The organism is Pseudomonas sp. UBA4194, from assembly GCF_002379585.1.
Classification (GTDB): domain Bacteria; phylum Pseudomonadota; class Gammaproteobacteria; order Pseudomonadales; family Pseudomonadaceae; genus Aquipseudomonas.
This window is the reverse complement of sequence record NZ_DFUE01000016.1, coordinates 1-7,109: the sequence shown is the minus strand read 5'-3', so window position 1 is coordinate 7,109 and position 7,109 is coordinate 1. Positions and strand designations below refer to the sequence as shown.

Annotated in this window: 7 protein-coding genes; 1 reads left to right on the top strand and 6 read right to left on the bottom strand. The window is 62.6% G+C overall.

What is annotated here, in order from left to right:
• Window positions 1-273 precede the first annotated feature (273 nt).
• Window positions 274-1,737, top strand: coding sequence for a glyceraldehyde-3-phosphate dehydrogenase (locus B3397_RS03740; protein WP_296247414.1), 1,464 nt, complete (start codon window positions 274-276; stop codon window positions 1,735-1,737).
• Between the two features lie 316 nt (window positions 1,738-2,053).
• Here the strand turns inward: B3397_RS03740 and B3397_RS03735 are convergent, their stop codons facing one another.
• The 6 genes from B3397_RS03735 to B3397_RS03710 all read right to left on the bottom strand — a co-directional run bounded on the left by B3397_RS03735 (window position 2,054) and on the right by B3397_RS03710 (window position 6,939).
• Window positions 2,054-3,343: an MFS transporter gene (locus tag B3397_RS03735; RefSeq protein WP_296247412.1), complete on the bottom strand. Its 1,290-nt coding sequence runs from the start codon at window positions 3,341-3,343 to the stop codon at window positions 2,054-2,056.
• Between the two features lie 196 nt (window positions 3,344-3,539).
• The gene (locus tag B3397_RS03730) at window positions 3,540-3,764 is read right to left on the bottom strand and encodes a DUF6555 family protein (RefSeq protein WP_296247410.1); all 225 of its coding nucleotides are present in this window, start codon (window positions 3,762-3,764) and stop codon (window positions 3,540-3,542) included.
• A 118-nt stretch (window positions 3,765-3,882) separates the two neighbouring features.
• Entirely contained in the window at window positions 3,883-5,124 is a 1,242-nt protein-coding gene (locus B3397_RS03725) for an AGE family epimerase/isomerase (RefSeq protein ID WP_296247409.1), read from the bottom strand.
• A gap of 109 nt (window positions 5,125-5,233) precedes the next feature.
• Window positions 5,234-5,392, bottom strand: coding sequence for a hypothetical protein (locus tag B3397_RS03720; RefSeq protein ID WP_296247407.1), 159 nt, complete (start codon window positions 5,390-5,392; stop codon window positions 5,234-5,236).
• A gap of 22 nt (window positions 5,393-5,414) precedes the next feature.
• Entirely contained in the window at window positions 5,415-6,602 is a 1,188-nt protein-coding gene (locus B3397_RS03715) for an MFS transporter (protein ID WP_296247405.1), read from the bottom strand.
• A 61-nt stretch (window positions 6,603-6,663) separates the two neighbouring features.
• On the bottom strand, window positions 6,664-6,939 hold the full coding sequence (locus B3397_RS03710; RefSeq protein WP_296247403.1) for a DUF3253 domain-containing protein: 276 nt from the start codon (window positions 6,937-6,939) through the stop codon (window positions 6,664-6,666).
• Window positions 6,940-7,109: the final 170 nt, after the last annotated feature.

The following is a 7,109-nucleotide window of genomic DNA, read 5'->3' as shown; positions in this document are numbered from 1 at the left end:
CTGAGGGAGAGGGAGCTAAAAGCGGACCGCGTTGCCCGCAACCCCACCGTACGGCTCCCTCTCCCCGAGGGAGAGGGCTGGGGTGAGGGGACCATCCACCACCGATCTCAAACCTGACCCGCTGCGTCAATAATCCGCCGACCTCCCACCTCAACACCCACGAACCATTGATTTTTTGACAGGTCTATTCGCCAAACTTCGCGACGCCATCAGCCGTGGATTGCTCCGGCGACGTGGCGAAGTCATAATGTAGCCCCTTTTCTCAGCCCCTACATGTGGAAGGTTACCGTGACTCAGAAGCCCGACCAGTGTCTTGGTGAATGGATCGATCGTGAAGCACTCGCCGAAGCGATGATTCCTTTGATCGGCCAGCTCTACCGCAATAACAACGTAGTCACTTCGATCTACGGCCGCAGCCTGATCAACCGTTCGGTGATCGAGCTGCTCAAGGCCCACCGCTTCGCGCGTCACCGTCAAGCCGACTCCTGCGAGCTTTCGGTTCACGAGACATTCCCCCTGCTCAAGGCCATGAGCGAGCTGAAACTGGGCGCCGCATCGGTTGACCTGGGCAAGCTGGCGGTCAAGTTCAAGGAAACCGCCAACGGCCGCAATGCCGAGCAGTTTGTTCGCGAAGAGCTGGCCGACGTGGTTGGCAAGCAGAATGATGGCGAGCGCAAGGGCACCGACGTGGTGCTTTACGGCTTCGGCCGCATCGGCCGCCTGCTGGCACGCATCCTGATCGAAAAAGCCGGTGGCGGCGATGGCCTGCGCCTGCGCGCCATCGTCGTGCGCAAGGGCGCCGACAACGATCTGGCCAAGCGCGCCAGCCTGCTGCGTCGCGACTCGGTGCACGGCTCCTTCGACGGTATCATCCATGTCGACGAAGAAAACAGCACCCTGACCGTCAACGGCAACCTGATCCAGGTTATCTACGCCAAGAACCCGACCGAAGTGGACTACACCCAGTACGGCATTTCCAATGCATTGCTGGTGGACAACACCGGTGTGTGGCGTGACGCCGACGGCCTGGGCCAGCACCTGGCTTGCCCCGGCATCGACCGCGTGGTGCTCACCGCGCCGGGCAAGGGCAAACTGAAGAACATCGTCCACGGCATCAACCACGGCCAGATCACGGCCGACGACAAGATCGTCTCGGCGGCGTCCTGCACCACCAACGCCATCGTGCCGGTGCTCAAGGCCGTCAACGACAAGTTCGGCATCGTCAATGGCCACGTCGAAACCGTTCACTCGTACACCAACGACCAGAACCTGATCGACAACTTCCACAAGGGCGATCGCCGTGGTCGTTCCGCTGCGCTGAACATGGTCATCACCGAAACCGGCGCTGCTACTGCTGCCGCCAAGGCGCTGCCAGAGCTGGCCGGCAAGCTGACCGGTAACGCGATTCGCGTGCCGACGCCGAACGTGTCCATGGCCATCCTCAACCTGAACCTGGAAAAGGCCAGCACGCGCGAAGAGATGAACGAGTACCTGCGCTACATGGCGCTGCACTCGGATCTGTCTCGTCAGATCGACTTCGTCAATTCCCAGGAAGTGGTGTCCACCGACTTCGTCGGCTCGCGCTACGCCGGTGTGGTCGACGCCGAAGCCACCATCTGCAACGATAACCGTGTCGTGCTGTACGTCTGGTACGACAACGAGTTCGGTTACAGCTGCCAGGTGGTACGTGTGATGGAAGACATGGCGGGTGTAAACCCTCCGGCTTTCCCGCAGTAAGCCGGCAACCCATGTGAAAACGCCCCGACTGGTTCGGGGCGTTTTTTTTTTGCTGTCAGCACCGGCCCCATCGCGGGTAGAACCCGCTCCCACAGGGGAGCTGTGGTGCCCACAAAGTCTCTGTGCATTCAGCATTACAGGGGGGGCTGTGGTGCACTGCAAAGTCTCTGTGTATTCAGCATTGCAGGTAGTCTGTGGTGCACAGCACCTCTGATGCACCACAGACCCCTGTGGAGATCTGTGGTGGACAGCATCTCTGCTGCACCACAGACCCCCTGTGGGAGCGGGTTCTACCCGCGATGGCCGCGGCGCGGTTTCAGGCGCGAGCCGCCTCGGCAGTCCGCAGCTCATGACGATTGCCACGAAACAGCACCAGGGTCGCCACCAGCCCCAACACCGCCGCGCCGCTCAGCCAGATGCCCGGCGCGGCCTTGTTGTCCAGCGCGTGAATCAGATAGGTACAAGCTGCCGGCGTGAAGCCGCCAAAGGTCGCGGTCGCCAGGCTGTACGCCAGGGAAAACCCGGTGGTACGCACTTCCAGCGGCATGATCTCGGTCAAGGCCACCACCATGGCGCCGTTGTAGGAGCCGTACAGGAACGATAGCCACAACTCGACGATCAACAGGCGGGCAAAGCTGGGGTCAGCCACCAGCCATGACAGCGCTGGGTACGCGGTCAGGATGGCCAGGACAGTGGCCGCCAGCAGCAAGGGCTTGCGGCCGATGCGGTCCGAGAATGCGCCCATCACCGGCAACCAGATGAAGTTGGAAACACCGACCGCCATGGTCACCAGCAAGGCATCCAGATCGGACAGGTGCAGCTCGTTCTTGCCGAACGTCGGGGTGTAGGCGGTGATCAGGTAGAACGACACGGTCGTCATGACCACCAGCGCCATGCCCGCCACCACCAGGCCGAAGTTCTGCACGATCGAGCGCACCACATCCTTGAGGGTAGGGCGGTGCGTGCGGGCCTGGAACTCCGGGGTTTCTTCAAGCGAGCGGCGAATGAAGAAGATCACCGGCACGATCATGCATCCGAACAGGAACGGTACGCGCCAGCCCCATTCGCCCATTTCCTGAGGGCTGAGGAAATGATTGAGCAGCACCCCCAGCAGACCTGCGACCACCACGGCCACCTGTTGGCTGGCAGACTGCCAACTGACGAAGAAACCCTTGCGCCCAGGCGTGGCGATCTCGGCCAGATAGACCGACACACCACCCAGTTCAACGCCAGCCGAGAAGCCCTGCAGCAGGCGGCCGAGCAATACCAGCAGCGGCGCCGCCACACCCAGAGTGGCATAGCCCGGTACGCACGCGATCAGAATGGTGCCCAGAGCCATCATCACCAAAGTCACGATCAGCCCTTTGCGGCGACCATGACGGTCTATGTAGGCCCCCAGGAAAATGGCCCCCAACGGCCGCATCAGAAACCCCGCGCCGAACGTTGCCAGCGACAGCATCAGCGAGGCAAAGGCGTTGTCGGAGGGAAAGAAGGTCTTGGCGATGGCCGTGGCGTAGAACCCATAGACCATGAAATCGAACATTTCCAGGAAGTTGCCGCTGACAACGCGAAAGATCGCCTTGCCCTTGCTCATTTCAGCCGCCATGACATGCACTCACTTTACTTGATCTTGTAAGAGACCCCTGATCCAGACGCCCGCGTCAGGCCATGCGCAGGCGAATGTCTGGAGGGAACATATTTTGTAACGATATGTTTAGGTCTGGACTCAGGTAAAGTGAAATCGTTCGCTAGCTAAGGATAAGCACGGCGACAACGGACACGTCGGGCCAGCGGATCAGCCTTCACGCTGACCGCCAGGTAACACCCTCTATGCCAAACTTCTCTGCCAGTGGCTTGCTGGTCTTCTTGACTTGCTCACGGCCGAAGCGACCGATCCGGCCTACGCCGGCGTCACAGCTTGCCCAATGCCAGGCTTCACTGTTGTCCATTTTTTCGGCGCGGATCACGAACGATTTTGGGGTGCCGTGCAGCGTGTATTCGATAACGAAAAGTTTCGGATTGTTCATGAGACCACTCTTGCTCCCTGTGATTTTCGTCGGAGTCTGGCCCGTCAAAAAAATTCACCTGGAAAACCCGAGCGGTGCTAGTCGTTGATTTCCCGATCAAAAGCTATCGATTGCCTGGTCAGCTGCGCGCCAATGCGGTCGCCAGGCTGGGCGCCAGCGCCAGGCCTGGCAGCAAGGTGGCCTGATAGGCATGGTACAGGTCCGGCTTGCCGGGCCAGATGGTCCCGGCCGGCCGGTTTGCCGTGTCCAGTTCGTGGTGCCAACTCCCGTGCCGGCGGTCGATGAGATGGCAGTCGATGTAGTCCCAGAACAGCCGGTACCAGTCTTCGTATTCCGGCTCATCGGTACGACGCAGTAACGCCGCCGCTGCGGCCGCGGCTTCGGCGAGGGTCCAGTGCAGACGTTCGCGCACGACCGGGCGATGGTCCCAGTCGATTGTGTAGACAATCCCCGGCTGGCCATCCACGGCCCAGCCCCAGCGGGCAGCCGCGGCGAACAAGGCACGGGCGTCGTCCGCCAGCCAGGTCGGATTGGGCATGCCGATGCGATGTCTGGCAGCTTCGAGGTGCAGCAACAGGCGCGCCCACTCGAAGGCGTGGCCGGGGGTTTGCCCAAACGGCCGGAATTCGTCGGCAGGCTTGTCCTGGTTGTATTCGGGCAAAGGGTTCCAGTGGGCGTCGAAATGCTCCACAGGCAGATAATCGGCCTGAGCCGCATGCTCGTGGATCATTCGGATGCTGATGGCCAGGGCTCGATCCAGCCACAGGCTGTCGTTGCACACGTCGGCGAGCGCGAGACAGGCCTCGACGCCGTGCATGTTGCTGTTACCGCCACGGTACGCCTCGAGGTCGCTCCAGTCGGCGGCGAAAGATTCGACGAACGCCTGCTCGGCTTCATTCCAGAAGCGGTTTTGCAACACCGCCACGGCATCGGCCAGTAGCGCCTGCGCGCCTGGTCGCTGTGCAGCGGTCGCCGAGCTGGCGGCCAAAGCAACGAAGGCATGCAGGTAAGCCTGCTTGCGCTCACCGCGCTGCGCACCGCTGGCGGTCGCGAACCAGCCGCCATGCACGGCGTCACGCAGCGGACCTTGCAATGCACGCAAACCGTGGTCGACCATCGGCGCGCTGCCAGGAATGCCCTGCAGATGGGCCAGGGCGAAACTGTGCACCATGCGCGCCGTGTGGATGGTTTCGGCAAGGCTGCCAGCGGGCACCTGGCCTTTGGCGTCCAGCGCGGCAAAGCCATCGGGCACCCGTGCGCCCTTGGCGAAATCGAGCAGCCGTTGCCCTTGATCGCGCAGCCAATGCAGGTGGGTAGGTGAAGCCAGCCACTGATCTGCGGCAGGTTTTAGAATATCCATCGACCAAGCAGCCCTTCGCTCACTGAGATGTCGCCCGATGATAGCGGGCGCGTCGGGCAAGCGCAGGACTGTGGTCTTTATGGCAGGCGAAGTGGCAGTTTCGGCGTTGCTACTGCTCGTCTTCCTCTTCCTCGTACTCTTCGTCTTCGAGCAGGGGCACTGTGGCGTCCTTGCCGGGAAGCGATCCGGGGTCTTCGTTGCCCGGATCGTTCACGAATGGCAGCCCGCTGGGGCCCTTCTCTTCGGTGCCTTCGGTTTCGCGTCTCATGGTGTCGCTCCTGGCTGACGGGTCAAGCATTGGACGCTCGAGCGCGTACGACGTTCATGCTGAGCATCGCCAGGAGTGCAACCAGCGCCACCAGCGCGCTGAATGTCTCGCCCACATGGCGCAGGCCGAACTGCGGAATGCTGAAGCCTACCGCGATCACCGGAACGGACATGGACAGGTAATACACCACGAACAGCGCCGAGGTGACGGCGGCTTTCTGTCCGGGGGGCGCAGCCCCGGCGACTGCGCCCATGCCGGCCCTGAAGGTCAGGCCCTGGCCAATCCCGCTCAATGCACCGCCCAGCACCAATAGCCACAGTTGAGCGCTGGCGATACTCAAACCCAGGCCCAGTACGCCGAGGATCAGCACCGTGCAGCCTAGGGTCATCTGTAGTCGGGCAGGCACTTTCTTCTCCAGCGCCTGGCCGACGATGGAGCCTACGAACAGCACGAAGATTACTGCGCCGATGAGCAGGCCGCTGTCATGACCCATGACCTGGCGCATGATTGCCGGTACCAGACAGGTGAACAGGCCGGTCACGCTGAACCCAGCCAGTCCGGCGATGGCCGCAGGAATGAAGGGCCCGCGCACGGCGGGCGGAATCGAGGGACGCAGCAGGCCCAGCCTGGGCCGGGCTGGACGCTGGGCGGTCTCGCCGACACAGGCGATTGCCAGTGCCGCCGCCGCCAGCAGCCCCAGGTGAATGATGAAGATCAGTTGCACTGGCCAAGGCAGGTATTGCGACGTGTAGCCGGCCAGTAGCGGCCCCAGGCCCAGACCCAGCATGTTCGCCGCGGTGGCCGCCAGGGTCGAGACGCCGCGCCAGCGTGCGGGGGCGGCTTCGATGACGGCGACGGTGCCGGTACCGGTCATGATGCCGGCGGAAAACCCGGAGAACAGGCGCCCCATCAGCAGCCCGGTGACCGAATCGGTGGTGAGGAAGATCACCGCGCTGATTGCGCCCATGGCCAGGCCCGCAACCAGCATGGGGCGTCGGCCGAGCTGGTCGGACCAGCTGCCCACGGCCAGCAACGCGGCGATGACGCCGGCTGCATAGATGGCAAAGATCAGCGTGACCCAGGTCGCGTCGAAACCCAGGTGTTGTTGGTAGATGGCGTACAGCGGTGTGGGCACGGTGGTGCCGATCATGGTGATCAGAAACGCCAGGGCGATCAGGATGAAACTGCGGGGGGAGTGGGCAGCGCTCATGGGTGCGTGGCTCGGGTATGGTCGGTGATATCGCGGGCCTGACCGGCGCGCGTGCGAAACGTCAGCTGCGCTTGAAGCGCTTGCCTCGGCGCAGGCGAATGGGGCCGGTGGTTTCAAGGCTCAGCTCGATGCGTGCATCGCCCTGAGTGACTTCGATGACCTGTGCCGCCGCCATTGCCGAAGCGATCCGGCGAACATCTGGCATCAGCGCCCGCCAGCGGCTCTCTTCCTGTTCCAGGGAGCGCGCCACGTCGGAGGGGCAGATGGAAGCATCGGCGCTGCGTTGCTCGAGCAACAGCAGCAGGCGGCTGGCGATGACGTCGTCGGAGTTGTTCATGATGAAGCGTTCATCCCTGCAGCGGACATGACAATAAGTTCAGGCATGGTAACCGCTTCATTGCGGGGTGCACATAGATGACATGACCTGGTACGTCGACGGACCGGGGGATGGCTGACCCGGCTTACGCCGGTGCTACAGGGCGGGGGGGGGGCGTGACACGGCGTATG

What these genes read in the sequence shown, in the direction of transcription:
- B3397_RS03720 (WP_296247407.1), bottom strand. Translation starts at nt 5,392, where the DNA reads ATGAGACGCGAAACCGAAGGCACCGAAGAGAAGGGCCCCAGCGGGCTG.
- B3397_RS03715 (WP_296247405.1), bottom strand. Translation starts at nt 6,602, where the DNA reads ATGAGCGCTGCCCACTCCCCCCGCAGTTTCATCCTGATCGCCCTGGCG.
- B3397_RS03740 (WP_296247414.1), top strand. Translation starts at nt 274, where the DNA reads ATGTGGAAGGTTACCGTGACTCAGAAGCCCGACCAGTGTCTTGGTGAA.
- B3397_RS03730 (WP_296247410.1), bottom strand. Translation starts at nt 3,764, where the DNA reads ATGAACAATCCGAAACTTTTCGTTATCGAATACACGCTGCACGGCACC.
- B3397_RS03710 (WP_296247403.1), bottom strand. Translation starts at nt 6,939, where the DNA reads ATGAACAACTCCGACGACGTCATCGCCAGCCGCCTGCTGCTGTTGCTC.
- B3397_RS03735 (WP_296247412.1), bottom strand. Translation starts at nt 3,343, where the DNA reads ATGGCGGCTGAAATGAGCAAGGGCAAGGCGATCTTTCGCGTTGTCAGC.
- B3397_RS03725 (WP_296247409.1), bottom strand. Translation starts at nt 5,124, where the DNA reads ATGGATATTCTAAAACCTGCCGCAGATCAGTGGCTGGCTTCACCTACC.